This is a genomic window from Cedecea neteri (assembly GCF_000758305.1).
GTDB lineage: Bacteria > Pseudomonadota > Gammaproteobacteria > Enterobacterales > Enterobacteriaceae > Cedecea > Cedecea neteri_C.
In genome coordinates this window covers 3,015,747-3,041,519 of record NZ_CP009458.1, presented here as the reverse complement: position 1 = coordinate 3,041,519, position 25,773 = coordinate 3,015,747, and the positions used below count along the sequence as shown (strand labels likewise).

Below are 25,773 nucleotides of genomic sequence, written 5' to 3'. Positions count from 1 at the left end.
GAATATAAAAGAACATTTTTCAAATTGTTAGCCTTAACACGCGAAAATTCGGACAATATGAGTATGCATAAGGATCCTGTCTGGTCTGCAGGAAAACTCGCCGCCTGCGGGCCGGGTAAGCCTTTGAGCCTTGTCGTTTTCAGCACAACAGGGTAAGTTTTAGGGCAGTTAAATTTTGCAGCCTGCACGTTGCAGGTAATGCTTATTGGAGGGGTTAAATGGCTCTGCAACAAGAGATTATTCAGGCACTGGGCGTCAAGCCACAGATCGACGCCACCGAAGAGATCCGCGTCAGCGTTGATTTTCTGAAAACGTACCTTAAAACCTACCCGTTTATTAAATCTCTGGTGCTGGGGATCAGCGGCGGCCAGGACTCCACGCTGACGGGCAAACTTTGCCAGCTAGCCATTAGCGAACTGCGTGAAGAAACTGGCGACAACGGCTATCAGTTTATCGCCGTGCGCCTGCCGTTTGGCGTGCAGGCCGACGAGCAGGACTGCCAGGACGCCATTACATTTATTCAACCCGATCGCGTACTAACGGTGAACATTAAGGGCGCCGTGCTTGCCAGCGAGCAGGCGCTGCGCGAAGCGGGTATCGAACTGAGCGATTTTGTTCGCGGCAATGAAAAAGCCCGTGAACGCATGAAAGCACAGTACAGCATCGCCGGGATGACCAAAGGCGTCGTCGTGGGGACTGACCATGCCGCGGAAGCCGTTACTGGTTTCTTCACCAAGTATGGCGACGGTGGCACCGACATTAACCCTATTTTCCGCCTCAACAAACGCCAGGGCAAACTGCTGCTGAAAACGCTCGGCTGCCCGGAACATTTGTACCTGAAGGCCCCTACAGCCGATCTCGAAGACGATCGCCCTTCTCTGCCGGATGAAGCAGCCCTGGGCGTCACCTACGTGCAAATTGACGATTATCTGGAAGGCAAAACCGTTCCGGCTGAAACCGCAAAAATCATCGAAGGCTGGTATCTGAAAACGGAACACAAACGTCGTCCGCCAATTACCGTCTTTGATGATTTCTGGAAAAAATAGCCAGAACCAGCTTTGCGTTAGCAATTTTTCAGGGCGGCAAAATGCCGCCTTTTTTACAGGATGGACATGGACACCTCTTCGCAGCGCGCCACGCTCATCGGCCTTATCGCAATCCTACTCTGGAGTACCTCCGTTGGCCTGTTGCGCAGCATCAGCGAGCACTTTGGCGCAGTCGGTGGGGCGGCTCTGCTCTACACCGTCAGCGCATTGTGTCTTTGCCTCGTCCGGGGCTTACCCAAAATAGGCGAACTGCCACCCCGCTATCTCTGGGTTGGCGGGCTGCTCTTTGTGGGCTATGAAATAAGCCTGGCGCTCTCAATCGGCTTTGCGCACACTCGCGCTCAGTCCCTGGAGCTGGGGATGATCAACTATCTCTGGCCCTGCCTGACCGTTTTTTTCGCCCTGTTTATCAACGGGCAACGCAGCAACTTATGGCTGTGGCCAGGGCTCGCGCTTTCCCTTGCAGGGATTGTGCAGGTTATGAAAGGAGATGGCGACTGGTCTCCTCTCGTGATGTGGCACAACATTCTCGATAACCCGCTGGCCTACGGCCTGGCTTTCGCCGCCGCCGTTATCTGGGCGCTTTACTGCAACCTTACCCGCCGCTGGAGTGAAGGTAAAAGCGGCGTCAGCCTCTTTTTCTGCGCCACCGCGCTGGTGCTATGGATTAAGTTCGCCTTTGTGGAACACCCGGAAATGCACTTTACGCTATCCGGCACGGCACAACTGTTATTTATGGGGATTTCTACCGCCGTCGCCTACTCAGCCTGGAATATGGGTATTCAGCAGGGAAACATGACGCTGCTTGCCACGGCGTCCTACTTCACGCCGGTGTTATCGGCCCTCCTCGCCACGCTGTGGCTGGGCTTGCATCCTGGCTTTGCGTTCTGGCAGGGCGTACTGATGGTCGTCGGTGGTTCTCTGCTCTGCTGGTTTGCCACGCGCCGCTATGGTTAACGGCGGTTCCCCCTTCACGCCCTGGACTGCTATACTGGTGAAATAAACAGTACCCAGGAGTCCGATGTGGTCAGGCGTGCAAATACGTCGCGGCTAGAGTTTGAAGCCGCGGCGGTCTATGAATATCCGGAGCATCTCAGGCCGTGGCTTGATGACCTGCCCAAGAAACCCGGCGTCTATGTTTTTCACGGTGAAAGCGACGTCATGCCGCTGTATATCGGCAAAAGCGTCAATATCCGCACGCGCGTGATGTCCCATTTTCGTACGCCTGATGAAGCTGCGCTCTTGAGGCAGTCCCGCCGGATTACCTTTATCCGCACCGCCGGCGAACTCGGGGCGCTGCTGCTCGAAGCGCAAATGATCAAAGAGCAACAGCCTCTGTTCAACAAACGCCTGCGTCGTAACCGCCAGCTTTGTTCCCTGTCTCTTCAGGGGGCCACCCCGCAGGTTGTCTACGCCAAAGATGTCGATTTCTCCCGCCAGCCGGGCCTGTACGGGCTGTACGCTAACCGTCGGGCAGCGCTGCAAACGCTGCAAGGGCTGGCCGATGAGCATTATCTCTGTTATGGCCTGCTGGGTCTGGAATCACTGAGTAAAGGCCGGGCCTGTTTTCGCTCTGCGCTTAAACGCTGCGCCGGAGCCTGTTGCGGGAAAGAGACTCAGGCCGAGCATCACGCCCGCCTGGTTCAGGCTCTCGAGCAGGTTCGCCTGATTTGCTGGCCATGGAAAAACGCCGTCGCCATCGTGGAACGCAGCCCGGAGATGACCGAGTATCACCTGATCGATCACTGGTTTTATCTGGGCTCCGTGCCGCAGTTGGATAAAGCTGCAGTCCGCCGTCAGCCGCCCGAAGGTTTTGACAACGATGGCTACAAGATCCTTTGCAAGCTGATGCTGAGCGGGGAATATGAGGTGATAGAGCTCGAGTAGACTCCCCTCAAAGAGAGGAGTCTGAAAGGGCTATGCCGCCGATGAAGGCAGAAGCTTCATGATAGCCTCCGGCCAACCGTCGCTGCAGCCCCAGAGGCGCATTTGCTCGATATCCGGTGCCAGCAGACGGTCTTTTTCCAGGAATGCCACGCGCTCGCGAATATCTCCGAAGACCTTTTCAAGCAGCGGCGAGCTCCGCAACGGCCGGTGAAATTCAATGCCCTGAGCAGCAGCCATCGCCTCAATCCCCACCACTGCCGCAGTGTTAAAGCACATGGATCCCAGACGACGAGCCGCATAGGTCGCCATCGAAACATGGTCTTCCTGATTCGCAGACGTTGGCAGACTGTCGACGCTGCCCGGATGGGCGAGCGATTTATTCTCCGAGGCCAGCGCGGCGGCGGTGACCTGCGCAATCATAAAGCCGGAGTTAATCCCGCCCTCTTTCACGAGGAACGGCGGCAGGCCAGAAAGTCCGGTATCCAGCAGCAATGCCAGACGACGCTCCGAAATCGCCCCAATTTCCGCCACTGCCAGCGCGATAATATCGGCGGCAAAGGCAACCGGCTCCGCGTGGAAGTTCCCGCCTGAAATCACTTCCCCGGTGTCACTGAACACCAGTGGATTGTCGGAGGCAGCATTAGCCTCAATCTGCAGCACACGCGCGGCATGACGCAGGTTATCCAGGCACGCGCCCATCACCTGCGGCACGCAGCGAATGGAATAAGGATCCTGTACACGGCCGCAGTGGGCGTGAGAATCAACAATTTTACTGTCGGCCAGAAGCGAAGTGACCGCCGCAGCCACATCAATCTGTCCCGCCTGGCCACGAGCCAGATGGATACGCGCATCGAACGGTTTCACTGAGCCTTTGATAGCCTCCAGCGACAAAGCTCCAGCCACCAGCCCGGCGGCGAACACCTTCTCGCCCTCAAACAGCCCTCGCAGCGCAAGCGCCGTCGAAACCTGAGTGCCATTGAGCAGCGCCAGACCTTCTTTTGGCCCCAACACTAGCGGCTTAACGCCTGCCAGCTTCAAACCTTCAACGGCAGGGATCTGTTCGCCGTTAACCCTGACATTCCCTTCCCCGAGCAACATCAGCGACAGGTGCGCCAGCGGAGCCAGATCGCCGGATGCCCCCACCGAGCCTTTCTCCGGGATCACCGGCATTACGCCCGAGTTGAACAGCGCAATCAGGCTGTCGATCACCAGCAGGCGAACGCCCGAATGCCCGCGTGACAGGCTGATAATTTTACTGGCCATCACTAGCCGGACCACATCATCCGGCAGCGCTTCCCCAAGCCCCACGCTGTGAGAAAGCACCAGGTTACGCTGAAGTTCGGCCAGGTGATCGGTAGCAATGGTGGTTTGTGCCAGCTTGCCAAAACCGGTGTTAATACCGTAAACCACGTCGCCATGGGCAACAATAGCCTCTACCGTGCCGAGCGCACGCTCAACGGCGGCAACCGCACCGGGGTCAAGCCTGAGCAGCACGTTTCCGTGATAGATCTCGCGCAGAGTGGCCAGTGAAACGGAACCTGGAGTGAGACTGCATAGCTTCTTTTGCGTTGACATGTCAGCATCCTGTTTGCATCGGGTTTTTGTCTATATTTGTATATACAACTTAACTAATAAACCAAATATTCCGCCAGCGGGTCATAGGACTTTTTTATCGAACGGTGAGCCGGATCGCGCTTGTGAAATTTATCCAGCACGGGATGCTGCAGGACGTTTACATGGAGGGGAAATGGAGAGCGAAACCGCAACAAAACAGCCGTTTCTGAGGATAACCAGCAGAAAGATAGTGGATTGCCCGGTCGTTACCCGGGCATTCAGTCTACAAATAGGTAATTTCGCTGAACAGCAGCTGGCCTTCGTTTTTTAGCAACCGCAGCGTATGGCTCCCTTCCTGCCACCAGGCGCCCTGGTCCGGTGACAGCAGCTTATCTTCCAACTGCCACTCCCCACTCAGGACATAAACAACGCCGCCCCGGGTACCAAAAGTGGTAAAGGTTCTGTCCGCCACCCGCACCTGGGCCCGACATCGGTCCCGGCGCGTCATGACGTTAAAATCCATCGACATACCGCGGGTCAGTTCAGCTTTTACGGGCTGTTCGCCAGCAAAAGTAAAAGGCTGATGGCGTTTAAGCGTATGCCTGAACGCCTTTCCGCCGTCCAGAACGACCTCACTCCCCTCCAGCAGAGTCATCACCCGGTCAACCTGCGGAAAGACGGGAAACTCGCCGTTGTGAGCCAAAGAGGCGATGCTGGCGCGCCAGTTGAAGTCACGCGTCGCGGGCGGAAAACAGCATATTTCTCGCGTTTCCCCGGCGCCGTTGCGCCAGAGGTTAACCGGCACCTTTCGTATATCAAAGAATTCCATCACCACTCCTGAGGACGCACGGCATCCGTGCACCCTGGCATTTGCTCTTTAAATTGAGCGCCCCCAAAGGAAGATCTCCGCCCCGGCGGCCTGCTCATCAGTTCTCTGTTTTGTTCGTCAGATCTTTGCCTGACGCCAGTGTTATCGGCAGCCGAAGCCGGTTGCTGTAGCCCTGGTTCTATTTTTGTGACAATGATTTAGCGGCTTTTTTGTCGGGAAGCAAAGTAAATTTATCACCCTCAATATCGGGCGATAAAATCTGCGGAGTGAGCTGCAATTTTGAATGTAAGTTGCTGAAATTGGGTGTTTAAAATGGCTTTCCCCGCCATAGTGATTGTCACGAGGCGGTATTATTTGAGTCAAACATAGGGAAAAATCGCGGAGTGACAAGATTAAACGAGAAAACCGCCGGCCCTGTTCACAGCGTACCTCGCTATTGTGAACAAGACCGGCGGTCTTAATTTAGTTGCTCAGACTTACTGAGCAGCTGGCATTTTACCTTCATGCCCGGGACGTTCTGTCAGACGCTTCTCAAAATTCGCATTAAACTGTTTTTTCTGATCCGGGGTCAGGATGTTGTAGATTTTGTTCTGGGTTTGCAGATGCGCCAGCATGCGCGTTTTATTCTGCTCTGCCATTTTATCGACCTGCGCCTGTGCTTTGGCCTGGTCGAAACTGTCGCTGGCAATCACGTCGTGCATGGCGCGGCGTTCGTCAACGGATGGACGCTGCATCTTGCCGCGCTGTTCTTTCATAATGTCTTTAATTTGCTGTTTCTGCGCATCAGTCAGGTTCAGGTCTTTGAACATCATGTCGTGCATCGGGCCGCGCATCATTTTATTGTGCATCATCGGAGCATCGGTTTGTGGAGCCGCAGCCGGAGTTGCATCGGCAGCATGGGCCAGGTTAGCGGCGCCCAGAGCCAGAGTAGAAGCGACGAACAGTGCAGTTAATTTACGCATATTTTTAACCTTCTCTTTTCATTAAATTGACGACTCGCTTAAAACGACGATGTCGTGTTGACGAGAATGAGTTTACGAGTCTTATCGTCAAGGAGACGGTGGCATCCGTAAATCATTGAAAGGGTATAAAACAAGAATGCATCAATTATGAAGAAAATAAGGATTAAGGCGGGAAATAATGCAACGAAATATAACAACACGATGATTATAAAGACAATATGAAGAGTGTACAGCAATCAACCTGATGAATAAACCCTGTACCCAGGAATTATCCGTAAATAAATGCACAACACGAAATGATTAAGCAGCTCAATTATTCAGAGCTGCTTAAAGTTCAAATTACTTCCAACATTAAGCCCGCTCTCAGGCCCAGCGCCACATCCGGGTTGGGGAATAAAACGTACTCTTTTTCACCGGCAACGACATAACGCTTTTCGCCATCTTCAGCCAGCAACGTGCCCTTTGAAAACGCGGTAAAGTTCTGCGTTTGGCCGGACATGTGCAGCACAAATTTATCTGACTGTCGGGTGATTTGCTGCGCAACGCGGTAACGCAACGGCTCAGCCTCCATGTCTGGCGGCTCTGCCCCGCTTAACAACGCGGAGATGGCTTCTTTTGTTACCGCGAACTGACCAAGATCGTTCTGCCCAAACGGCCTGGCTTTTCCCAGCTCCAGCGTGCAGCTCAACGCCCCAAAATGCTCGCTGCTGAAATGGCTAAAGGTGCCGCCGGGCTTTTGGTGAAACACCAGCGCCTGCAGCCCGGCGCAGCCCAGCCAGGTTAAAAAGCTCTCGCTATAAGGCAGCGGCCTCGCCGGAAGCACACCAAACCGGGGATGATAAGAGCCACGAATGGCGGTATGCATATCCAGATGCCAGCGGGTTTGTTCCTCGCTTCGCGACCAGAATTGCTCGAGGGCATGTTCAAGCCTGGCCGCACGTTGGGTTTCCACGCTTTCAGGAAACTGCTGCCAGCGCCCGCCAAACATGCGGTTCATGTCACTATGGGTATAACGCTTATCCACGCGCAGCGCCGCCGGGTTGCCCAGAATAATCATCGTACGCCACTGCAGCGGAAGCTGTCCCGCGATCAAGCTGTTGGTCAACTGGCCAAGGATCTCCACCGGGGCGGTTTCGTTGCCGTGGATCCCGGCCGATATGACCAGGGCTTTCCCCGACGTCTCATGTGGCGTCAACGTCAGAATACCTTCGTCCCACCAGCGCCAGCTGAGGTGAGCATTCTCTCCGGAGGTTTGTTCAGGTGCCTTGCCAGCCAACGTATGCAACAGAAAATCAATCATGCTTTCTCCCCTATTGCTGGAACGGGTACACGGAACCTAAATCCAGAATGCGCGTCAGTTCATCCAGCGCTTCGCGTCCCTCGCGCAACAGCTGCGGGTCGGCTAAATCAGCCTGGGTTAAACGGTCTCGGTACCAGCGATCAACCCAGCCATTGAGCGTCATAAACAGCGTGTCGTTCATCATCACCGCCGGATTAACAGCTTTAAGCTCCTCGTCCGTCAGTACTACCCTCAGGCGCAAACACGCCGGACCACCGCCATTAGCCATACTTTCCCGCAGATCGAACACCTGCAGCTCACGGACAGGGTTATCCGCCTCCAGCAGCTGGTTAAGGTAGCGCCAGACGCCTGGATGCTGGCGAGACTCTTCCGGCAGCACGAGCGTCATGCCGCCGTCGGCGCGACTCAGCAGCTGGCTGTTAAACAGATAGGTCGAAACCGCATCAGCAACCGAAACCAAATCGTCCGGGACTTCCAGGGCCGTAAAGCCAGGCACTTTTTCGCGCAGACGCTGATAAAGCCCTTGTTGATCCACAAACGCATGCTGATGGCAGAACAGCACCTCGCGGTTAGAGACCGCGATAACATCGTTATGAAAAACGCCCTGATCGATCACCGCCGGGTTTTGCTGAGCGAAGATAACCTGCTCAGAACGTACCTGATTCAAACGCGCCACGGCCTGGCTGGCCTCCAGCGTCTGACGAGCGGGATAGCGGGCCGGAGCCTGCCCGCTTTTCGAGTCTTCGCGGCCATAAACAAACAGCTGCACGCCCTGCTCGCCATATTCGCCGCCTAAACGGTTATGGTTGGCGGCGCCTTCGTCACCAAACAGAGCTACCTGCGGCAGCGCGCCGTGCACGGCAAAACGCCCGGTATCCCGGAACATCGCCCGCAGCACGTTTTCCGTCGTCGGTGCTTCACTGGCTCGGTGGAATTTATTGTTCAGGTTGGCGACGGTGAGATGCACTTTGCCGTCCAGCGTATCGGCTGACGGTGATACCGTCGCCGCATTGGCCACCCACATCGAAGACGCCGAGCTGGCGGCGGACAGCAACTGAGGAGCCTGACGAGCCGCGCGCTCAACAACCTGCTCGTCGCTGCCGCTAAAGCCTATCTGACGCAGCACACTGATATTCGGACGCTCCTGTGGAGCAATCACACCCTGCGGATAACCCGCGTCCGCCAGCGCTTTCATTTTCAGCAGCCCCTGTTTTGCCGCCAGCTTCGGGTTAGACACGCGGAACTGGTGCTTCGTCGAGGCTTCATTGCCAAACGACAGCCCGGCGTAATGGTGGGTCAGCCCCACCAGTCCGTCGAAGTTGGCCTCACGCGCACGCTTCATGGCTGTTCCTCGCGGCTGAAATCGAGCCCTGGGCTCAGGGTTGGCGGTAGCGCGAAGCTCGTACTTTCCAGCGAAGCCATCGGCCAGGCGCAGTAATCCGCCGCATACCAGGCGCTGGCGCGGTGGTTACCTGAAGCGCCCACGCCGCCGAATGGCGCGGTGCTGGCAGCCCCGGTCAGCGGTTTATTCCAGTTCACAATCCCGGCTCTGGCTTCCAGTAAAAGCTGGTCAAACTGTTCGCGGGACGGTGAAATCAGCCCGCTCGCCAGGCCATAGCGCGTGTCATTCGCCATCCGAATCGCATCGTCAAAGCTGTCATAGCGGTAAATCGCCAGCAGCGGGCCAAAAACTTCTTCATCCGGCACGTTTGCCACGCCGCTGAGTTCAACGATGCCCGGCGTCAGTAAAGAGGTGCCTGGCCGAATCATTTTTGGCTCAAGCAGCGGTTTACCACCGCGCGCAACGTGGGCCTGGAACGCGGTCAGCACCCGTTCAGCCGCCTGCACCGAAATCAACCCGCCGATAAACGGCTGTGGCATAGCGTCCCACTCTCCGGGCTGCAGCCGGGCAGAAACCTCAACCAGACGACGAATAAACGCATCCCCCTGCTCGCCCTGCTTCACCAGCAGACGGCGGGCGCAGGTACAGCGCTGCCCGGCGGTGATAAACGCTGACTGGATAGCCACGTGCACGGCTCCGTCGATATCCTGCGGATCTTCGACGATAAGCGGGTTGTTGCCGCCCATTTCCAGGGCGAGGATCTTCTCCGGCTGCCCGGCAAACTGACGGTGAAGGTGGTAGCCGGTGCCCGCGCTGCCGGTAAACAGAAGCCCATCAAGCTCCGGCTGATTAGACAGCGCCTCGCCGGTTTCGCGCCCGCCCTGCACAAGATTCAGGACGCCAGCAGGGATGCCGGCCTCTTCCCAAAGCTTCATCACCTGCTCACCAGTGCGTGGCGTCAACTCACTCGGTTTAAACACCAGGGAATTACCGGCCAGCAGTCCCGGCACGATATGGCCGTTGGGCAAATGACCCGGGAAGTTGTAAGGGCCAAAGACCGCCAGCACGCCATGAGGACGATGGCGTAAAGTCGCCGCTCCGTCCGGCATCGCGGTGTGCGTTTCGCCCGTTCTGGTGTGGTAAGACTTAATAGAAATGGCAATCTTATTGACCATCGCGGTCACTTCGGTAGCCGCTTCCCAGCGAGGTTTACCGGTTTCCTGAGCAATCGTTTCAGCGAGCGCAGTTTTATTCGCCTCAAGCAGGCCGGCAAAACGCTCCACAATCTCCTGACGTTCCGTAAACGGGCGTTTCGCCCAGGCAGGAAACGCCGAGCGAGCCGCACGACAGGCTTCTTCTACCTGCGCTTTATCCGCCACCAGCCCTTCCCACAGCAGCGAGCCACTCACCGGGTTATGTTTTAACAGCGCTTCGCCACGGCCCGGCACCCATTGTCCGTTGATCCAGTTAGTCATACTTTTTTCTCCTCGGGGCACAGGCGCACCACGCGCACGGTATCGCCGCTGGCGCACTTCAGCGCGTCGGCAGTTGCAGCATCAATAACCAGTTTATCGCCTTTGGGATCGGCATTGATCAGCATCACGCGGAACTGGTGGTAATTTTCGTTGGCGACCAGGCAAACGGGCAGTTCGTCGGTCGCGGGCTGGCCGACAGCGACGGTTTGCAGGCGGCTCTTGCGGATCGCCCGCACGCGGTCGATATCACACTCCAGCGTAGGGCCGCCGTCGAAGATGTCGACATAATTACGATAGCGGAATCCTTCGGCTTCAAGCACGGTACGCGCTGGCGCCGTTTGCGGATGCACCTGGCCGATAACCGCCTGCGCCTCTTTGGACAGGAAGTCGGTATAAATCGGGTGTTTTGGCATCAGCTCGGCAATAAAAGCTTTCTGCCCGGTGCCGCATAAGTAGTCTGCACGGGCAAACTCCATAGAGAAGAAGCGATTCCCAAGGCTTTCCCAGAACGGTGAATGCCCGTGTTCATCGATTACCCCGCGCATCTCGGCAACCACTTTGTCGTTGAACCGCTCGCGGAAGGCCGCCATAAACAGGAAACGAGACTTGGATAACAGATACCCGTTGCCCTCTTTACGCCAGGCAGGGTCAAGGAACAGCGTGCAAAGCTCGCTTGCCCCGGTGTGGTCGTGGGTGAGAAAAAGCGTCGGCAGCGCGTTGTAGATATTCAACTCTTTGGAGGCATGAACCAGCGTCCCGACCCGGTAGTTGTACCAGGGATCGTTCAGGCCCACGGCCACCTCAATGGCGCAAATTCCCACCATCTGGCCGCTGCTGGTATCTTCCAGCACAAAAACATAGCCCTGATCGCCCTTCGGCAGCCCGCCCTGCCAGGTCTGCAGCGAGCGTTCGATTCGGTCGGCCAGCGTTTTTTCATCGGCGGGGAGCGAGGTCAGCCCGCCGCCGGTTTTCCCGGCAAGCTTAAGCAGGCCTGGCAGATCTCCTCGTTCAATCGGGCGGATTACCATCATGATGAAACTCCCGCGAGGAAGCGTTCGCAGGCGCGCTCGAAGCGATCCAGGCCCAGCTGAACTTCCGCTTCGCTGACGATGAGCGCAGGGGCAAAACGCAGCACGTTAGCCCCGGCAATCAGCATCATCAGGCCTTCCTGCGCGGCAGCCTGCAGAATAAGTTTCGCTTTACCGGCATGTTCAGGGCGCAGCGCACAGCCAATCAGCAGCCCTAAGCCGCGCACTTCGCTGAACAGCTGGTGCTTCTGGTTAATGTGGTTCAGGCGCTCAACAAACCAGTCGTGGCGCTGCTTCACGCCGCTGAGCACCTCAGGCGTATTAATGATTTCCAGTACGCGCCCAGCCACCGCAGATGCCAGTGGGTTTCCGCCGTAGGTAGTGCCGTGGGTACCAACCACCATCACTTTGGCAAAGCGATCGGTAGTCAGCAGCGCGCCAATCGGGAAGCCACCGCCCAGCGCTTTGGCCGTTGAGAGCACGTCCGGCGTCACGCCATAATGCATGTAGGCATACAGCGAGCCAGTGCGGCCCACGCCGGTTTGTACCTCGTCAAAAATCAGTACTGCGTTATGTTTGTCGCAAAGTTCGCGCAGCCCCTGAAGGAACTCTGGCGTCGCTGGGACAACCCCACCTTCACCCTGCATAGGTTCGACGATCACCGCACAGGTTTCGTCGTTAATCAGTTCACGGGCAGACTGCAAATCGTTAAACACCGCGTGGTTAATCTGCGGCGGCAGAGGCGCAAAATCTTGAGAATAAGCGGGCTGACCACCGGCCGTGACGGTAAACAGCGTGCGGCCATGGAACGCATTCTTGAACGCTACGATGCCGCTTTTCTGCGCGCCAAAATTATCATGAGCATATTTACGCGCCAGCTTCAGCGCCGCTTCGTTAGCCTCGGCCCCTGAGTTACAGAAGAACACTTTCTCCGCAAAGGTTGCGTCGATGAGTTGCTTCGCCAGCTTCAATACCGGCTCGTTGGTGTAGCCATTGCCGGTATGCCAGAATTTTGCCGCCTGCTCCTCCAGCGCTTTGCGCATTTCAGGGTGAGCATGTCCCAGGGCGTTAACCGCGATGCCACCGGCAAAGTCGATGTAGTCTTTTCCCTGCTGATCCCACAGGGTGGAACCCTCGCCGCGAACCGGAATAAAAGGCGCAGGGGCATAAACCGGCATCATCCATTCGTCGAAATGTTGGCGTGTAATTGACTGCGACATAGTGACCCCTCACGGTAAACAAAAAGTTTATTAAATGTTAAATAATTGAGTGTTTGCGCTGTAAATGTAGATTGCAGACATCGTGCCAGCCAGCGATAAAAATGCATAAACCGGAGGGGGAAACGAAAAATCAATAACTTAAAAACACTCGCCATTCACACAAAATGAATAAAAAGTGCATAGTTTTAACGTGCCGCCTGATTCGCGACACGAAAACAAGAAATATTATGCAGTGGTAAAATATAATGCTGGAATTGTGATCGCCTTCGGGATTTGCCTGCCGTTTTCGCCCCCTTTTTGCGCATCGAGATCAATTTTGGTGCAAATGTTGCTTTATTTCCGCCCACCAGTCGCACCTATGGCAGCGATTAGCTTCAGCGCAGCAACCTGCGCCGTTTTCTGCTACCATCCTGCAACAATTAACCTGACAACCTGGCAGCGACTATGAAATTTGTCTCTTTTAATATCAACGGCCTGCGCGCCCGTCCTCATCAGCTTGAAGCCATCGTAGAACAGCATCAGCCGGACGTTATCGGTCTGCAGGAAACCAAAGTGCACGACGATATGTTCCCGCTGGAAGACGTGGAGAAACTCGGCTATCACGTGTTTTATCACGGTCAAAAAGGCCATTACGGCGTGGCGCTGCTGACCAAAGAGAAGCCAATTGCGGTGCGAAAAGGCTTCCCGACCGACGACGAAGACGCCCAGCGCCGCATTATCATGGCGGAAATCCCGTCTGAATTTGGCAACCTGACGGTGATTAACGGCTACTTCCCACAGGGCGAAAGCCGCGATCATGAAACCAAATTCCCGGCCAAGACTAAGTTTTACCAGGATCTGCAGGACTTCCTGCAGGGTGAACTGCGCCCGGAAAACCCGGTGCTGATCATGGGGGATATGAATATCAGCCCGACGGATCTCGACATTGGGATCGGCGAAGATAGCCGCAAGCGCTGGTTACGCACCGGGAAATGTTCGTTCCTGCCGGAAGAGCGCGAATGGATGGCTCGCCTGTTGGGCTGGGGTCTGGTGGATACTTATCGCCACGCTAACCCGGAAGCACAGGACAAATTCTCGTGGTTTGATTACCGTTCAAAAGGCTTCGACGATAACCGTGGCCTGCGGATAGATCTGCTGCTGGCAAGCCAGGGGCTGGCGCCGCACTGCGTGGCAACCGGGATCGACTACGACATTCGCGGCATGGAAAAACCGTCCGACCACGCCCCTGTTTGGGCGCAGTTTAAGCGGTAAGGGAAATACTGAAGGTTGACACATCTTCAGACAAGGACAGCGAGATGCCGTTTTTCACCCTGACGAGGCGCGAACAGAATGCGTAAAATCCTGTTTTTGCTGCTGGCCACGCTGGTTATCTCGCTGTTAGTCCTGCTGCCGCCGGGCACGCTTAGCCTGGCGACACTGCAGAAATATCACGCTCAGCTTAGTCTCTGGCATGCCGAGCGCCCGGCGCTGGTGATGAGCGCCTTCTTCCTCGGTTATTTCCTGATTTCCGCCCTTTCAATCCCCGGCACGCGCATTATGACCCTGATGGGTGGCGCGCTATTTGGGCTGATCGAAGGCACCGTGCTGGTCGCCCTGGCTGCTGCCAGCGGCGCAACCGTGGCGATGTTGCTAAGCCGTTACTTCTTGCATGACTGGGTACAGCGGCGCTTTGCAACCACCATGGCGAAGATCAACGAGGGCATTAAGCACAATATTACGCACTGCCTGTTTGCCCTGCGCCTGGTGCCGGTTCTGCCCTTTTCCATCATCAACCTGCTGATGGGGCTGACGCCGATTTCCGCCGTTCGTTTTGCGATAGTCACGCTGCTTGGCCTGCTGCCGTCTATCGTGCTGTACATCAGCACCGGCCGCCAGCTTAGTCAGATAGAAAGCCTGCGGGACATTATTTCTCCCACCATGCTGTTGCTGTTTGCCCTGATTGGCCTGCTGCCGCTGCTGTCCCACTGGCTAATCAAAAGAACCCGTTTAAAAAGTTAAACGCCTCCGGCTATCCGAAGGCGTTTTGTCGCTACCCTTGCGAAAGTAACGTCACTTCGACATTCCCGGTAATCGCTCGCGAGTAAGGACATGTTGCATGGGCGGTTGCCAGCAGAGTTTCCCGCTCGGTTTCGCTCAACCCCGGCAACCTGACGTGAAGCGTCACCGCCAGCGCAAACTGGCTGTCATTATCGACTTTCCCCAGCGAGACGCTGGCATCCACGGCGGTTTCCTCCGGAATGCGGATAGCCAGTTTTTTCCCCGCCAGCCCAATCGCCCCCATAAAACAGGCAGAATAACCAACGGCAAAGAGCTGTTCCGGATTCGTCCCCGGCTTGCCAGACCCCGGCGTGCTGAGCTGCACATCCAGGCTGCCGTCATCAGAGCGCCCGTGTCCGCTGCGTGCGCCAACGGTTGTGGTATGGGCGGTATAAAGCACTTTCTCGAGTTTGCTGGACATGGTGATTCCCCAATCGTAGGTAAGAAGAGCCACCATTTAACCGCCGCGATGTATCTGCAATATGTTCTCCGTCTGACCAAAATGTATAACTCTGTATCCGCTTCATGACCTGGCTCAAGCACGCTGCCACAGCCCCTCCGCTATACTCCACGCCTTTACCGCAGCGGCACGGTATGAAGATGGATAAACAAAAGAGAAGAGGTGGGTGTGCGTAAGGGTCTCTTTGCGCTGCTGATCATAATGGCTGGGTTGCTTTTGTATCTGCTTCCTCCTGGCACGCTTAGCCTGTCTGCTCTCAAGCACTCTCAGGCTGAGTTTGCACACTGGCATGCACAGCAACCGGTTCTGGCTATTGTGGTCTTTTTTGGCTGCTACTTTCTTACTGCCGCCTTTTCCATTCCAGGTGCCACCCTGCTCACGCTGTTAGGCGGGGCTATTTTTGGTCTGGTACAGGGCACCGTCCTGGTCGCCCTGGCAGCGACCTCCGGTGCAACCGCCGCGATGCTAATCAGCCGTTATCTGCTGCGTGACTGGGTGCAGCGCCGCTTCTCACGCACGATGGAAAAAGTGAATCAGGGCATACAGCGCGACGGCGGCCATTACCTCTTTGCCCTGCGGCTCGCGCCGGTTTTCCCTTTTGTGCTGGTCAATTTATTAATGGGCCTGACGCCTATGGGCGTCATTCGCTATGCCGCGATCAGCCTGCTCGGCATGCTGCCCGCCATCATGGTCTACATTAACACCGGCAGACAGCTGAGCCAGCTGCAAAGCCTGGGCGATATTCTCTCCCCCGGCATGATGTTGATGTTTGCCCTGTTAGGGCTATTACCGCTGGCCGCTCGCTGGTTGGCCAGACAAACCGCCCCATAACACGCTGAGGACTTTCTCTTGCAACGCTTAATACCTGGCATATGGGCGCTGATGCTTGCTCTGACGCTGGTCGGCTTTAGCGCCACCGCTCAGCCCCAAAACTGGCAGAGTATTCGCCAGCAGGCCAACGGCCAGACGGTTTATTTTAACGCCTGGGGCGGCGATCCCGCCGTTAACGGCTATCTGGACTGGGTCAGCCATGAAGTAAAAACGCATTATGGCGTGACGCTTAAAGTGGTTAAGCTGGCGGACGCGGCCGATGCAGTGAGGCGTATTCAAAACGAAGCGGCAGCGGGCAGAAAAACCAACGGGTCGGTGGACCTGCTTTGGGTCAACGGCGAAAACTTCAGCGTGCTCAAGCAGGCAGGATTGCTCAGCGAAAACTGGGCCGAAAATCTGCCAAACTGGCAATATGTTGATGTGAAAAAACCTGTGCGGGAAGATTTCTCGGTACCGGTTGACGGGGCTGAGGCACCCTGGGGAAGCGCGCAGCTGATGTTCATCGGCGATAAAAAACGCACGCCAGCCTTCCCGCAAAATGCAGATCAACTGTTGGCCTTCGCCAAAGCCCATCCCGGCAAGCTGAGCTACCCTCGCCCGCCCGATTTTACCGGCACGGCGTTCCTTGAACAGCTTTTGATTGTCTTGACCGATAAACCGGACGCACTGAAAACGGCTCCGGATCCCGCCTCCTTCGAACAAGTCACCGCCCCGCTCTGGCGTTACCTTGACCAGCTTCATCCGTTCCTTTGGCAAAAAGGTAAAACGTTCCCGCCGACGCCGGCGCGCATGGATCGTATGCTGGCCGACGGCGAGCTGCTGCTGTCTGTGACGTTCAATCCGGCACACGTAGATAATCTGATCGCTCGCCGCCAGCTCCAGCCGTCTGCAGAATCCTTTGGCTTTAGCGCTGGCATGTTGGGCAACGTGCATTTCGTCGCTATTCCGGCGAACAGCAGCGCCAAAGCAGGAGCTCAGATCGTGGCTAATTTTCTGATGTCCCCCGAGGCGCAAATCCGCAAAGCTGACCCGGCAGTTTGGGGAGACGCGAGCGTGCTGAGCAGCAAAGCGCTGCCGTCACAGCAAAAAGCACAATTTGAGGCGCTGGTGCCCAAAAGCCAGCATCCTGTGCCTTTCCTGGCGGAACCACATTCCGCCTGGGTCAGTGCGCTGGAACAAGCCTGGCTTGAACGTTACGGGTCGCGATGAGCCGCGGCTTTACGGTTGCCGGAGCACTGGCTGCGGGACTGGTGTTTGTGCCAGTGCTGCCGGGCCTTGCCCTGATCGTACCGCCATTACTACAAGGTGAAATCTGGCTTACCCTTTGGCAGGACTCACAGTGGCCGGAAGCCTTCATCGCCACGCTAGTATCAACCACTCTCAGCGTGGGCGGCGCTTTGCTGCTGACGTTAATTATTCTCTGTACCCTGTATCCCGGCGAGCGCTGGCAACGCTATCTTCAGCGTCTGCCGCTGCTGCTGGCCCTGCCGCACGTTGCCCTTGCCAGCGGCTTTTTCTTCCTGTTTTCAGACAGCGGCTGGCTGTCTCGCCTTTTCAATCTCTCTCTGCCGCCGGATAACTACAGTGTTGCCCTCGGCCTCATGCTGGCGCTCAAAGAAGCCTGGTTCTTACTGTGGTTCTCAGCCTCGCAGCTACAAAGCGCACAGATGAGCCAACAGATAACACTCGCCAGAACGCTCGGCTACGGCGAGCTACAATCCCGTCTCTATGTGCTGGTGCCGCAGCTCTTGCCTCGCCTGGGTTGGGCTTTAGTGGCGGTAACGGCCTATAGCCTTTCAGTCGTAGATGCCGCGCTGATTCTTGGCCCCGCTAACCCGCCGACTTTTGCAGTTCTGGCCTGGCAATGGCTAACGGACAGCGATATCTCCCGGCAGAATATGGGCCTGGCGGCATCCTGCCTGTTGCTGCTGATGCTCGGGGCTTTTGTTATTGTCGGGCGTTTGGCGTGGGCAATGATAAAACGGCGGATCGGGTGCTTTTCGGGTAAACGCTATGCCCTGAATCTGTCCTCTGCTGGCGCGATGACCGCCTGTTCACTTTCCCTGGTCGGCTTTACGGCTATCGCCATACTCATCCTTTGGTCCTTCGCCGAAGGCTGGTTTTTCCCGGCACGACTCCCTGAAAGCCTGACGCTTAACGGCTGGCGACAGGCTGAGCTGACGCCCGTCTGGACAAGTTTTGTAGCCGGATTTATCAGCGCTTTGCTCGCGCTAATCGTAACCATATTGTGGCTCAAGGGCTGCCCGCGCCGCTACGATCGCTGGCTGTATCTACCACTGCTGCTGCCTGCGCTGCCGCTGGCCGCCGCGCAGTATCAACTGCTGCTCAGGCTGAACATGGAAGGAAGCTGGGCCGCGCTTATCTGGAGCCATTTGCTGTGGGTCCTGCCTTATACGCTGTTGATCCTGGCCCCGGCCTGGCAGAGGATCGACGCTCGCCAGGTGCTGACGGCGCGAACTTTCGGCTGGTCGGCGTGGAAAATTCTCTGCCTCGTCCAGCTGCCATTGGTCATCAGGCCTGTACTGGCGGCGCTGGCCGTCGGTTTTTCCGTCAGCGTCGCACAGTATTTGCCTACGCTTTATGCCGGGGCGGGCAGGTTTGCCACCGTCACAACGGAAGCTGTGGCGCTCAGCAGCGGCGGCGATCCCCAGCAGTTCGCTCTGCAGGCATTGCTACAAATGCTGCTGCCGATGGCCGTATTTATCGCCACAATCTCGGTTAGCCGCCTGGCTGGCACTCACAGAAAAGGATTATGCTAATGCTCAGCGTGCGAAATTGTTCCCTTTCCCGCAACGGCGAACCGCTGCTGGCGGATATCAGCTTTGACGTTGCGCCGGGTGAGATTGTTACGCTGATGGGCCCGTCTGGCGTGGGTAAATCGACGTTACTGAACTGGATGATCGGTGACTTAGCCCCGGAGTTTAGCGCACAGGGCATGCTGCAGCTTAACCAGCGCAACCTGACGTCTCTGCTCGTTGAACAGCGCCGTATCGGCATTTTATTCCAGGACGCGCTGTTGTTTCCTCACCTCAGCGTTGGGCAAAATCTACTGATGGCGATGCCCGCCTCCATCGTTGGGCGCTCGCTGCGGCAGCGTGCTGTCGCGGAGGTGCTGGAAAGCGCCGGGCTGGCCAGCTATGCCCACAGAGATCCGGCTACGCTCTCCGGTGGGGAACGCGCGCGCATCAGCGTCCTGCGCGCCCTGCAGGCTGAACCTGAAGCCTTATTGCTCGATGAGCCCTTTTCCCGCCTCGACCTGCCGCTGCGTCAGGGGTTTCGGGAATTTGTCTGGCAAAAAGCAAAACTACTCGGGTTGCCGGTGGTGCTGGTCACTCACGATGAGCAAGATATTCCCCCCAGCGGACAGGTTATCCGGCTTTAACCCATCGAACATGAGATATCGCAAAGAAGCCCCCCCAAGCGAGGACTAAACTTACGGCTCTTTTGCTATCCTTCAGGTTATTAGATGAAACGTGTTTCTCAGCTAACCACCGCCCTGCTGCTGGCCGGGCTGTCCCAGATCACTTTTGCCGCCGCGATGCCCACTGAAATGAACCTCTCCAGCGTAAAAGCCGAAAACGGTGCCGTGATTGATACTCGCCCAAGCGCGTTTTATAACGGCTGGCCGCAGACCGTAAACGGCAGCGGCGGCCATGAACCCGCCGCATTGAATCTCTCAGCCTCCTGGCTGACGCTAATGAGCGATGAACAGCTTTCAACGTGGGCTAAGCAACATCAGCTGAACAAATCTGGATTAGTAGCGCTTTACGGTGACGACGCTCGGGCCGTGGAAGCTCGCTTAGAAAAGCTGGGGTTTACGCAGATTTCAATGCTGACCGACGCCCTGCAGGACCCTTCCCGTCTGCAAAAGCTGGCGCATTTTGAGCAGCTCGTGTACCCGCAATGGATCCATGATTTACAGAATAAAAAACCGGTCACCGCAGCGCCTGGCGGAGACTGGAAAGTGATTGAAGCGGGCTGGGGCGCGCCGAAAAAATACCTGCTCAGTCATATTCCCGGCGCGGGCTACATCAATACCGAAGAGGTGGAGAGCGAGCCGCTGTGGAACAAAGTGTCCGACGATAAGCTAAAAGCCATGCTGGCGAAGCACGGCATCCGGCACGACACGACCGTCATTTTGTATGGTCGGGACGTTTACGCCGCGGCGCGCGTGGCGGCGATCATGCTGTACGCTGGCGTGAAAGACGTCCGTCTGCTCGACGGAGGATGGACAACGTGGAGCGCAGCTGATTTGCCCGTTGAACGCGGCCTGCCTGCACAGCCGACGCCAGCCCCCGACTTCGGCGCCCCGATCCCTGGCCAGCCTCAACTGATGCTGGACATGGAACAGGCGCGCGCGCTGCTGCACCGCAAAGATGCGTCTCTGGTCAGCATTCGTTCCTGGCCGGAATTTATCGGCACCACCAGCGGGTACAGCTACATTAAGCCCAAAGGCGAGATTGCGGGTGCCCGCTGGGGTCATGCGGGATCTGACTCCACGCATATGGAAGACTTCCATAACCCGGACGGTACCATGCGTACCGGGGACGATATCGCCGCAATGTGGAAAAGCTGGAATATCTTGCCGGATCAGCACGTGGCCTTCTACTGCGGTACCGGCTGGCGCGCCTCCGAAACGCTGATGTACGCGCGGGCAATGGGCTGGAAGAACGTTGGCTTGTATGACGGCGGCTGGTACGAATGGAGCGCTGATCCGAAGAACCCGGTCGTTAGCGGCGAACGTAAACCGAACTGATTCTCGCTTGAAGATCACGCCCCTCACCCTAACCCTCTCCCCAAAGGGGAGAGGGGATAAATCATGTTCCCGACTGACTGCTTTCTCCCTCTCCCCTCCGGGGAGAGGGTCGGGGTGAGGGGTTTCAATCTGAGGATTTCGCGTGCCGTTTTAACGTCTTATACCCGCTCCAGACGCGGTTGAGCGTGGTAAGCAAGCACAACCCGCCAAAGACCCACGCCAGCCAGGCAAACCAGCCGGGAAACAGGCAGCCAAGCACAAACAACAGGAGAGTTTCGCTGCCTTCCGTCAGCCCGCCCAGATAATAAAACGACTTATGGGCGTAGCCTGGATTCGCGATATCGTGTTTCTGCGCCAGGGCAGCAAACGCCAGAAAGCTGCTGCCGGTGCCGATAAACGAAAACAGCAGCCACGCACCGGCAAGGGCGTTTTGCACCGGGTCCGCGAGAATAAAACCAAACGGCACAAGGGCATAAAAAAGAAAATCCAGCGTAATATCGAGGAAGCCACCGGCATCGGTTAGCCCTCTTCGTCTCGCCAGCGCGCCGTCCAGGCCGTCAAGCAGCCGGTTAAAGACAATGGCGACCAGCGCCGGGATATACCATTGCAGCGCCAGAAAAGGTAAAACCAGTGCGCCAATAGCGAACCCTGCCAGCGTCAGCCTGTCCGGCGTGATAGCGGGCTTGTCGAGCACGACCGCCAGCCGATTAAGCGCGGGTTTAATACGCGGGTGAAGATAGCTGTCGAACATCTAGGCTTTTCCCTTTGTCGGGCATAATCCCTGGGAGGGGATATCCAGCGCGGCGTTAAAGCGAGCCGAAAGGTTCTGGAAGGCAATCAGCGCGGTCAGCTCGGTCCCAGCCTGGTCGTTAAAATGCTGTTTAAGCCTGTTTTTTAACTCGTTGGTCACCTGCGGCGGCGTGGCGGTCATTGCTTCAGCGTAGGCCAATGCGACCCGTTCTTTCTCGTTAAACAGGGATTCATTTTGCCAGTTGGCCACCGCCAGCACTTTATCCATCGACTGGCTACGCTCTGCAAGGCGCAGGCTATTGGCGTCGATGCAAAATTCGCAGCTACATAACTGCGATACCCGGGTCATCACCAGCGAACGGGTCACAGGGTCGATTTTTGCCCGGCGTCTTTCCAGAAAACCGACAAACAGCGCCACCAGCCAGAACAAATACGGCAGACGCCCCCACCAGCGGGTTGGGTTTAACACCGCGCCAAAATGTTTCTCCTGCATCGCCACAATCGGGCGCAGGCTTTTGGGCAGCGTTTTAAGGGGTGCAATCCAGGGCTCGCTTTTCGTTTCCATCATTCAGTTACTCTTTTGCTGGCATGTCAGGGCGAGTATTATGCCACGCCAGCCCCAATGAGAATGGATACCCATGCTAAAAAACCTTGATGTTGTCGCGGCTATTATCGAGCGCGAAGGCAAAATCCTGCTCGCCCGTCGCGCTGAAAATGGCGATCAGCCGGGCCTGTGGGAATTTCCAGGCGGGAAAGTAGAAACCGGAGAAACGCAGCCCGAAGCGCTTGCAAGGGAGTTACAGGAAGAACTGGGAATTACGGCGCAAATTAGCGGTTACGTGGCCAGTCATCAGCGCGAAGTGAGTGGGAGAATGATTCATCTGCACGCCTGGCATGTTGAAGCCTTTAGCGGCGACCCCACCGCGCATTGCCACAGCGAACTGGTCTGGTGTGAGCCGCCGGAAGCGCTTGACTATGCCCTCGCCCCGGCGGATATCCCGCTGCTGAAAGCGTTTATGGCTTCACGCGACGCCAGACCAGCGGATTAGTCCCTAAGACTTTGTCATCGCGCTGGCACTGCAGCAAAATGCCTTCCGTTTTCACCACCGCCCCTTCGGAGTAGTTTTTGTTTTCATAAATACAGCACTGGTTGCAGGGCGGCGTCTGCGGCTGATTGCTGTTGGTGAACACTTCCGGCGGGATCACCACGTCCACGTCAGGCTGACGGGGCTGCACCGCCATCGCTGGCAGACTCATCATTAGCCCCACGACGGCGGCGAGCAGGCTTTTTACTGGCATCATCACTTCCCTCTTTTTTGGCCCAACGTTTTGCTTTTTTTCCGTCATCCTGGGCTTTGATGCCCTTAAATGCATGGCGCACCGGCGTGGTTCGCGCCTGATGAATCAGCTCATAAAGCGTCTGCACCAGCGGCTGCATAAAGTCCTGATAGCGACACTGCTTTTCGCTGATTTGCGTCAGCGTTGATTCCCAGTGCGCGGTCATGTCCGGCCTGGCGGCCAGCTCCGGCAGCGAGTGGATCAGCGCCCGCCCGGCTTCCGTAGAATGAATATAGCGCCCTTTCTTAACCAGGAAAGCACGTTTGAATAACAGTTCGATGATCCCGGCTCGCGTCGCCTCGGTGCCTAATCCGTCCGTGGCGCGCAGGATCTTTTTCAGATCTTTATCCTGCACAAAGCGCGCAATCCCGGTCATCGCTGACAATAATGTGGCATCGGTAAAGTGGCGTGGCGGCTGAGTTTGCCGTTCAACCACTTCGCCATGCTCGCACAGCAGTTCGTCGCCTTTCGCGACCACCGGCAGCGGCGTGCCGTCGTTCTCTTCATCACGCTCTTTACTGCCCAGCAGCGCCCGCCAGCCCGCTTCGGCAAGGAAACGCGCTTTGGCGATAAATTTGCCTCCGGCGATATCCAGATCGATGGTGCATTTGCGGAAGACGGCGTCGGCACAGAACTGCATTAAGTATTGACGGGCGATCAGGCCATAAACTTTAGCCTCATTTTCACTTAATGAAATTGAAGCGCTGCGGGCGGTCGGAATAATCGCGTGGTGGGCATCCACTTTTTTATCATCCCAGCAGCGGTTACGCAGGTCGGCATCCACCGCCGGCTGCGGCAGCAAATCTGGCTGATGTACGCTGATGGCGTTCATCACCGCATGCCGTCCGGCAAAGTGCTCTTCGGGCAGATAGCGGCAGTCCGAACGCGGGTAGGTAATCAGCTTGTGGGTTTCATACAGCTTCTGGCAAATATCCAGCACGTTCTGGGCACTCAGTCCAAAGCGTTTCGCCGCCTCAATCTGCAGGCTCGACAGCGAGAACGGCAGCGGTGCAATTTCCGATTCCCGTTTATCGTTATAGGCGGTGACCAGCGCCGGATGGCCGTTGATACGCGCCACGACGTGCTCCGCCAGCTTACGGTTCAGCAGGCGGCCTTCTTCGTCCTGATGGGGTTCGCAGGATTCACTTGGCTGCCATACGGCGACAAAGCGCTCGTCCGCTGGCGTCACGATGTGGGCTTTCACTTCGAAATAATCTTTGGCGACAAAGTTTTCAATCTCTTCATCGCGGCGCACGACCAGGCCCAGCACCGGCGTCTGGACGCGGCCCACGGACAGCACACCCTGATAGCCCGCATTACGCCCGAGAATAGTGTAGGCCCGGGTCATGTTAATCCCGTAGAGCCAGTCGGCACGGGCGCGGGCCAGCGCTGAAACGCAAAGCGGAATAAACTCGCTGTTGGCGCGCAGGCGGGAAATCGCCCGCTCCACGGCCTGCGGGTTAAGGTCGTTGATCAGGCAGCGCTGCACCTGCTGGCGCTTTTCTGGTGCCAGCTGGAGGTAGTCCAGCACTTCGTCCACCAGCAGTTGCCCTTCGCGATCGGGGTCACCCGCGTGAACCACTTCGGTTGCCTGAGTCAGCAGCTTTTTGATCGCGTTGAGCTGTTTAGTCACGGAAGGACGAGGCTGGAGCTGCCACTTTTCCGGCACGATAGGCAAGTCTGCGAGGTTCCAGCGGGCATATCGCCCGTCATAGGCGTCCGGCTGCGCCTGCTCCAGCAGGTGGCCAATACACCAGGTCACCACCTGGCCGTTGCCGCATTCAATAAACCCATCGCCGCGACGATGGGGCTTGGGCAGCACGTCGGCAATGGCTCGCGCAAGGCTTGGTTTTTCCGCAATAAACAGCCGCATGAATTAACGGATCTCGATCATTGGGCGGCCAGCGCGGGCCTCTTTCAGTTCACCGATGGCGCTGAGCTTAATGCCGTTCCGCTCGGCAGCCGCAAAGACTTCGGCTTCGGCATCAGCACGCACGGCCAGCAGCAGGCCACCGGAAGTTTGTGGGTCGCACAGCAGGTTACGCCAGGCTTCAGGCATCTCGCCAATCAGTTGCCCGTAACTGGCAAAGTTGCGGGAAGTTCCACCGGGTACGCAGCCCTGCTCGATGTAGCTTTCAACGCCCGGCAGTTTTGGCACACACTCGTACCACACTTCCGCCTGAACGCCCGCGCCCTCGCACATTTCGCTCAGGTGGCCCATCAGGCCAAAACCGGTGACGTCGGTCATCGCGGTCACGCCAGGAATATCGGCAAATTCGGCACCGACTTTATTCAACTGGCACATGGTTTCTGCCGCCAGGCCTTTATGCTCTGGCAGCAGCAGGGATTTTTTCTCGGCGGTGGTCAACACGCCAATGCCCAGAGGTTTGGTCAGGTATAACTTACAGCCGGCTTCAGCAGAGCTGTTTTTCTTCACTCGCTCGGTTGGCACAACGCCGGTTACCGCGAGGCCAAAAATCGGTTCTGGGGCGTCAATCGAGTGGCCACCGGCCAGCGAAATCCCCGCCTGCTGGCAGACAAAACGCCCGCCTTCGATCACTTCACGGGCTATTTCAGGCGCCAGCGTATTAATCGGCCAGCCGAGAATAGCGATCGCCATGATCGGTTTCCCGCCCATCGCGTAGATATCGCTGATGGCGTTGGTCGCCGCTATGCGGCCAAAGTCGAAGGGATCGTCCACGATCGGCATGAAGAAGTCGGTGGTGCTGATGATACCGGTGCCGTTGCCCAGGTCGTAAACCGCCGCATCATCGCGGGTTTCGTTCCCCACCAGCAGATTAGGATCGACAAACTTCGCCTGCTCACTGTGCAGGATGGTTTCCAGCACCTTCGGGGAAATTTTGCAGCCGCATCCTGCGCCGTGGCTGTACTGGGTCAAACGAACGGTTTGCTTCATGGACATCTCCTGTCGTTAGG

25 protein-coding genes are annotated in these 25,773 nt (G+C 56.8%); 11 read left to right on the top strand and 14 right to left on the bottom strand.

Annotated elements, in window-relative coordinates:
• Window positions 1-218 precede the first annotated feature (218 nt).
• The 3 genes from nadE (at window position 219) to cho (ending at window position 2,933) form a co-directional block, all read left to right on the top strand.
• Window positions 219-1,046 carry an ammonia-dependent NAD(+) synthetase gene (gene nadE, locus LH23_RS14305; RefSeq protein WP_039292331.1) on the top strand — a complete coding sequence of 276 codons (828 nt, stop codon included), beginning with the start codon at window positions 219-221 and terminating at the stop codon, window positions 1,044-1,046.
• Between the two features lie 66 nt (window positions 1,047-1,112).
• Entirely contained in the window at window positions 1,113-2,003 is an 891-nt protein-coding gene (gene yddG, locus LH23_RS14300) for an aromatic amino acid DMT transporter YddG (RefSeq protein WP_039292328.1), read from the top strand.
• A 66-nt stretch (window positions 2,004-2,069) separates the two neighbouring features.
• Window positions 2,070-2,933, top strand: coding sequence for an excinuclease Cho (gene cho / locus LH23_RS14295; protein WP_039292326.1), 864 nt, complete (start codon window positions 2,070-2,072; stop codon window positions 2,931-2,933).
• 30 nt (window positions 2,934-2,963) lie between these two features.
• Here the strand turns inward: cho and hutH are convergent, their stop codons facing one another.
• From hutH to LH23_RS14255, 8 genes are all read right to left on the bottom strand, one after another.
• Window positions 2,964-4,508 (bottom strand): histidine ammonia-lyase, encoded by a 1,545-nt coding sequence (gene hutH, locus LH23_RS14290; protein ID WP_039292323.1) that lies wholly within the window; start codon window positions 4,506-4,508, stop codon window positions 2,964-2,966.
• A 262-nt stretch (window positions 4,509-4,770) separates the two neighbouring features.
• A complete protein-coding gene (gene ves / locus LH23_RS14285; protein WP_008456615.1) occupies window positions 4,771-5,316 on the bottom strand; it encodes an environmental stress-induced protein Ves in 546 nt (181 codons plus the stop codon).
• Between the two features lie 476 nt (window positions 5,317-5,792).
• Window positions 5,793-6,278: an ATP-independent periplasmic protein-refolding chaperone Spy gene (gene spy / locus LH23_RS14280; protein WP_039292319.1), complete on the bottom strand. Its 486-nt coding sequence runs from the start codon at window positions 6,276-6,278 to the stop codon at window positions 5,793-5,795.
• A gap of 334 nt (window positions 6,279-6,612) precedes the next feature.
• Window positions 6,613-7,578, bottom strand: a complete 966-nt coding sequence (astE, locus tag LH23_RS14275) for a succinylglutamate desuccinylase (RefSeq protein WP_039292316.1) — start codon at window positions 7,576-7,578, stop codon at window positions 6,613-6,615.
• Between the two features lie 10 nt (window positions 7,579-7,588).
• A complete protein-coding gene (astB, locus tag LH23_RS14270; RefSeq protein ID WP_039292314.1) occupies window positions 7,589-8,920 on the bottom strand; it encodes an N-succinylarginine dihydrolase in 1,332 nt (443 codons plus the stop codon).
• Window positions 8,917-10,395 (bottom strand): succinylglutamate-semialdehyde dehydrogenase, encoded by a 1,479-nt coding sequence (gene astD / locus LH23_RS14265; RefSeq protein ID WP_039292310.1) that lies wholly within the window; start codon window positions 10,393-10,395, stop codon window positions 8,917-8,919. The genes astB and astD overlap by 4 nt, the downstream gene beginning before the upstream one ends.
• On the bottom strand, window positions 10,392-11,426 hold the full coding sequence (gene astA / locus LH23_RS14260; protein ID WP_039292306.1) for an arginine N-succinyltransferase: 1,035 nt from the start codon (window positions 11,424-11,426) through the stop codon (window positions 10,392-10,394). Before astA ends, astD begins: the two co-directional genes overlap by 4 nt.
• Complete coding sequence (locus LH23_RS14255; RefSeq protein ID WP_039292303.1) at window positions 11,423-12,643, bottom strand: aspartate aminotransferase family protein; 1,221 nt, start codon at window positions 12,641-12,643, stop codon at window positions 11,423-11,425. The genes astA and LH23_RS14255 overlap by 4 nt, the downstream gene beginning before the upstream one ends.
• 444 nt (window positions 12,644-13,087) lie before the next feature.
• On the opposite strand from LH23_RS14255, the gene xthA reads away from it, so the two are divergent.
• Both xthA and LH23_RS14245 read left to right on the top strand, forming a co-directional pair.
• Window positions 13,088-13,894: an exodeoxyribonuclease III gene (gene xthA / locus LH23_RS14250; protein WP_039292300.1), complete on the top strand. Its 807-nt coding sequence runs from the start codon at window positions 13,088-13,090 to the stop codon at window positions 13,892-13,894.
• A 78-nt stretch (window positions 13,895-13,972) separates the two neighbouring features.
• Complete coding sequence (locus LH23_RS14245; protein ID WP_039292298.1) at window positions 13,973-14,641, top strand: TVP38/TMEM64 family protein; 669 nt, start codon at window positions 13,973-13,975, stop codon at window positions 14,639-14,641.
• Window positions 14,642-14,672: 31 nt separating this feature from the next.
• Here the strand turns inward: LH23_RS14245 and LH23_RS14240 are convergent, their stop codons facing one another.
• Window positions 14,673-15,101, bottom strand: a complete 429-nt coding sequence (locus LH23_RS14240) for an organic hydroperoxide resistance protein (protein ID WP_039296713.1) — start codon at window positions 15,099-15,101, stop codon at window positions 14,673-14,675.
• A gap of 201 nt (window positions 15,102-15,302) precedes the next feature.
• Between LH23_RS14240 and LH23_RS14235 the strand changes: the two genes are divergently transcribed.
• The 5 genes from LH23_RS14235 (at window position 15,303) to LH23_RS14215 (ending at window position 20,748) form a co-directional block, all read left to right on the top strand.
• On the top strand, window positions 15,303-15,971 hold the full coding sequence (locus LH23_RS14235; RefSeq protein WP_039292295.1) for a TVP38/TMEM64 family protein: 669 nt from the start codon (window positions 15,303-15,305) through the stop codon (window positions 15,969-15,971).
• A gap of 51 nt (window positions 15,972-16,022) precedes the next feature.
• Entirely contained in the window at window positions 16,023-17,180 is a 1,158-nt protein-coding gene (locus tag LH23_RS14230; protein ID WP_039292291.1) for an ABC transporter substrate-binding protein, read from the top strand.
• The gene (locus tag LH23_RS14225) at window positions 17,177-18,751 is read left to right on the top strand and encodes an ABC transporter permease (protein ID WP_039292289.1); all 1,575 of its coding nucleotides are present in this window, start codon (window positions 17,177-17,179) and stop codon (window positions 18,749-18,751) included. The genes LH23_RS14230 and LH23_RS14225 overlap by 4 nt, the downstream gene beginning before the upstream one ends.
• Window positions 18,751-19,374 (top strand): ATP-binding cassette domain-containing protein, encoded by a 624-nt coding sequence (locus LH23_RS14220; protein WP_039292285.1) that lies wholly within the window; start codon window positions 18,751-18,753, stop codon window positions 19,372-19,374. The genes LH23_RS14225 and LH23_RS14220 overlap by 1 nt, the downstream gene beginning before the upstream one ends.
• 84 nt (window positions 19,375-19,458) lie before the next feature.
• The gene (locus LH23_RS14215; protein ID WP_039292282.1) at window positions 19,459-20,748 is read left to right on the top strand and encodes a rhodanese-like domain-containing protein; all 1,290 of its coding nucleotides are present in this window, start codon (window positions 19,459-19,461) and stop codon (window positions 20,746-20,748) included.
• A gap of 124 nt (window positions 20,749-20,872) precedes the next feature.
• Here LH23_RS14215 and LH23_RS14210 read toward each other — a convergent pair whose 3' ends face one another.
• Both LH23_RS14210 and LH23_RS14205 read right to left on the bottom strand, forming a co-directional pair.
• The gene (locus LH23_RS14210; RefSeq protein WP_039292279.1) at window positions 20,873-21,499 is read right to left on the bottom strand and encodes a CDP-alcohol phosphatidyltransferase family protein; all 627 of its coding nucleotides are present in this window, start codon (window positions 21,497-21,499) and stop codon (window positions 20,873-20,875) included.
• Window positions 21,500-22,066: a carboxymuconolactone decarboxylase family protein gene (locus tag LH23_RS14205; protein ID WP_039292276.1), complete on the bottom strand. Its 567-nt coding sequence runs from the start codon at window positions 22,064-22,066 to the stop codon at window positions 21,500-21,502.
• A 70-nt stretch (window positions 22,067-22,136) separates the two neighbouring features.
• On the opposite strand from LH23_RS14205, the gene LH23_RS14200 reads away from it, so the two are divergent.
• Entirely contained in the window at window positions 22,137-22,547 is a 411-nt protein-coding gene (locus LH23_RS14200; RefSeq protein ID WP_039292273.1) for a pyrimidine (deoxy)nucleoside triphosphate diphosphatase, read from the top strand.
• Here LH23_RS14200 and LH23_RS14195 read toward each other — a convergent pair.
• The 3 genes from LH23_RS14195 to selD are packed head-to-tail and all read right to left on the bottom strand — an operon-like array spanning window position 22,513 to window position 25,753.
• A complete protein-coding gene (locus LH23_RS14195) occupies window positions 22,513-22,758 on the bottom strand; it encodes a YnjH family protein (RefSeq protein ID WP_231560128.1) in 246 nt (81 codons plus the stop codon). The two genes, LH23_RS14200 and LH23_RS14195, sit on opposite strands and share 35 nt — an antisense overlap.
• Window positions 22,715-24,709, bottom strand: a complete 1,995-nt coding sequence (locus LH23_RS14190) for a DNA topoisomerase III (RefSeq protein WP_039292251.1) — start codon at window positions 24,707-24,709, stop codon at window positions 22,715-22,717. The genes LH23_RS14195 and LH23_RS14190 overlap by 44 nt, the downstream gene beginning before the upstream one ends.
• Window positions 24,710-24,712: 3 nt before the next feature.
• Window positions 24,713-25,753: a selenide, water dikinase SelD gene (selD, locus tag LH23_RS14185; RefSeq protein WP_176227935.1), complete on the bottom strand. Its 1,041-nt coding sequence runs from the start codon at window positions 25,751-25,753 to the stop codon at window positions 24,713-24,715.
• Window positions 25,754-25,773 lie beyond the last annotated feature (20 nt).

Excerpts from the sequence above, each read along its gene's own strand:
- nadE (WP_039292331.1), top strand. The coding sequence starts at position 219 with ATGGCTCTGCAACAAGAGATTATTCAGGCACTGGGCGTCAAGCCACAG.
- yddG (WP_039292328.1), top strand. The coding sequence starts at position 1,113 with ATGGACACCTCTTCGCAGCGCGCCACGCTCATCGGCCTTATCGCAATC.
- hutH (WP_039292323.1), bottom strand. The coding sequence starts at position 4,508 with ATGTCAACGCAAAAGAAGCTATGCAGTCTCACTCCAGGTTCCGTTTCA.
- ves (WP_008456615.1), bottom strand. The coding sequence starts at position 5,316 with ATGGAATTCTTTGATATACGAAAGGTGCCGGTTAACCTCTGGCGCAAC.
- spy (WP_039292319.1), bottom strand. The coding sequence starts at position 6,278 with ATGCGTAAATTAACTGCACTGTTCGTCGCTTCTACTCTGGCTCTGGGC.
- astE (WP_039292316.1), bottom strand. The coding sequence starts at position 7,578 with ATGATTGATTTTCTGTTGCATACGTTGGCTGGCAAGGCACCTGAACAA.
- astB (WP_039292314.1), bottom strand. The coding sequence starts at position 8,920 with ATGAAGCGTGCGCGTGAGGCCAACTTCGACGGACTGGTGGGGCTGACC.
- astD (WP_039292310.1), bottom strand. The coding sequence starts at position 10,395 with ATGACTAACTGGATCAACGGACAATGGGTGCCGGGCCGTGGCGAAGCG.
- astA (WP_039292306.1), bottom strand. The coding sequence starts at position 11,426 with ATGATGGTAATCCGCCCGATTGAACGAGGAGATCTGCCAGGCCTGCTT.
- LH23_RS14255 (WP_039292303.1), bottom strand. The coding sequence starts at position 12,643 with ATGTCGCAGTCAATTACACGCCAACATTTCGACGAATGGATGATGCCG.
- xthA (WP_039292300.1), top strand. The coding sequence starts at position 13,088 with ATGAAATTTGTCTCTTTTAATATCAACGGCCTGCGCGCCCGTCCTCAT.
- LH23_RS14245 (WP_039292298.1), top strand. The coding sequence starts at position 13,973 with ATGCGTAAAATCCTGTTTTTGCTGCTGGCCACGCTGGTTATCTCGCTG.
- LH23_RS14240 (WP_039296713.1), bottom strand. The coding sequence starts at position 15,101 with ATGTCCAGCAAACTCGAGAAAGTGCTTTATACCGCCCATACCACAACC.
- LH23_RS14230 (WP_039292291.1), top strand. The coding sequence starts at position 16,023 with ATGCTTGCTCTGACGCTGGTCGGCTTTAGCGCCACCGCTCAGCCCCAA.
- LH23_RS14225 (WP_039292289.1), top strand. The coding sequence starts at position 17,177 with ATGAGCCGCGGCTTTACGGTTGCCGGAGCACTGGCTGCGGGACTGGTG.
- LH23_RS14220 (WP_039292285.1), top strand. The coding sequence starts at position 18,751 with ATGCTCAGCGTGCGAAATTGTTCCCTTTCCCGCAACGGCGAACCGCTG.
- LH23_RS14215 (WP_039292282.1), top strand. The coding sequence starts at position 19,459 with ATGAAACGTGTTTCTCAGCTAACCACCGCCCTGCTGCTGGCCGGGCTG.
- LH23_RS14210 (WP_039292279.1), bottom strand. The coding sequence starts at position 21,499 with ATGTTCGACAGCTATCTTCACCCGCGTATTAAACCCGCGCTTAATCGG.
- LH23_RS14205 (WP_039292276.1), bottom strand. The coding sequence starts at position 22,066 with ATGATGGAAACGAAAAGCGAGCCCTGGATTGCACCCCTTAAAACGCTG.
- LH23_RS14200 (WP_039292273.1), top strand. The coding sequence starts at position 22,137 with ATGCTAAAAAACCTTGATGTTGTCGCGGCTATTATCGAGCGCGAAGGC.
- LH23_RS14195 (WP_231560128.1), bottom strand. The coding sequence starts at position 22,758 with ATGATGAGTCTGCCAGCGATGGCGGTGCAGCCCCGTCAGCCTGACGTG.
- LH23_RS14190 (WP_039292251.1), bottom strand. The coding sequence starts at position 24,709 with ATGCGGCTGTTTATTGCGGAAAAACCAAGCCTTGCGCGAGCCATTGCC.
- selD (WP_176227935.1), bottom strand. The coding sequence starts at position 25,753 with ATGAAGCAAACCGTTCGTTTGACCCAGTACAGCCACGGCGCAGGATGC.